Source organism: Campylobacter sp. RM9333 (assembly GCF_020137705.1).
In the GTDB taxonomy this organism is placed as follows: Bacteria; Campylobacterota; Campylobacteria; order Campylobacterales; family Campylobacteraceae; genus Campylobacter_E.
In genome coordinates this window covers 1-1,105 of the sequence record NZ_JACGAY010000050.1, presented here as the reverse complement: position 1 = coordinate 1,105, position 1,105 = coordinate 1, and the positions used below count along the sequence as shown (strand labels likewise).

The window sequence follows — 1,105 nt, the reverse complement described above, 5'->3', positions numbered from 1 at the left end:
AGTTTCGCGGCTGATGGAGCGGCTTTTACTAAGACTACTTCTGAAGCAAAAGCGGATAAGCATGTGTTATATACTAGTAATGCAGCAGATACTAATGGTGCTAATGGTCAAGTAGTAGTTGATTTAGCTAAAGGAGATGCATGGGGTGGTGGTAGTACTGACCTTGATACTGCTCCTACAGGTGCTGCAAACTCTATTTTAAATAGCAAAAATACATTTGAAGATATTCAAGCAGCTCATTATGAAATGGATGCGAGAATTGCAGGAGATGGATATTCTAAAGCAAAAGATACTGCAATTCAAACAGCAATTAAAAATGGGACTGAATTAGATTTTACCGGTGTACACGCAGCAATTCAAGGTGCTTTACATTTAGGATTAGTACCTGGCAATAATACCAATGCAACTACAGGTAATCCAAATGATCCAGCTGCTTTAACTACTCAGTATCAGCAAGATTTAAAGGCAGCAAACGATGCTGTTAAAGCAGTATTAGATAACAATAATGGTAAACATGCAACTTTAAGCGATGCTAATAAAGCAATTGATACAGCAATAAAAGCTTTAGATAAAATAGTTGATGCAGCTAAAGGTAAAACTATGGCTACAAACGAAGGTGAGAATGGAATTGTTGCCCATGCAGCTATACAATTCCTAAAAGGTTTTAAAGAAGGTTTAAATGAAGCTAATAGAGAAGGTTTAAGTAGCATTATTGGTCTTACAGATGATACTAAGACTAACTTCGGAAGATTAAGTTTTTCATCAACTAATGGTAAAGACATAGTTGTAGAAGCTACTAGAGATTATGTTGGGGCTGATAATAAATTACATAGTATGGATATCACAAGTGCAATAGGCTATGATAAAAATGTTTCTGAAAAAACAGTTAGCTTAAGAGAAACTAATGCTACTATAGATAGAGAAACAGCAGATGCAATGGGCTTTAATGCTAATGATTGGCAAGCAACTGATGCAGGAGATAATAAGAATGGTTATGCTGCAGGTGTAATGACACTAAAAGGCGCACAAGCTATGATGAATATTGCTGAATCAGCTCAAAAAGCTCTTGAAGCAATCAGAAGCGACCTTGGTTCTGTTCAAAACC

At 36.3% G+C, this 1,105-nt stretch carries 1 pseudogene; it reads left to right on the top strand.

The features are described from left to right. Positions 1-1,105 (top strand): annotated as a pseudogene (locus AVBRAN9333_RS09400) (hypothetical protein); the annotation flags it as partial.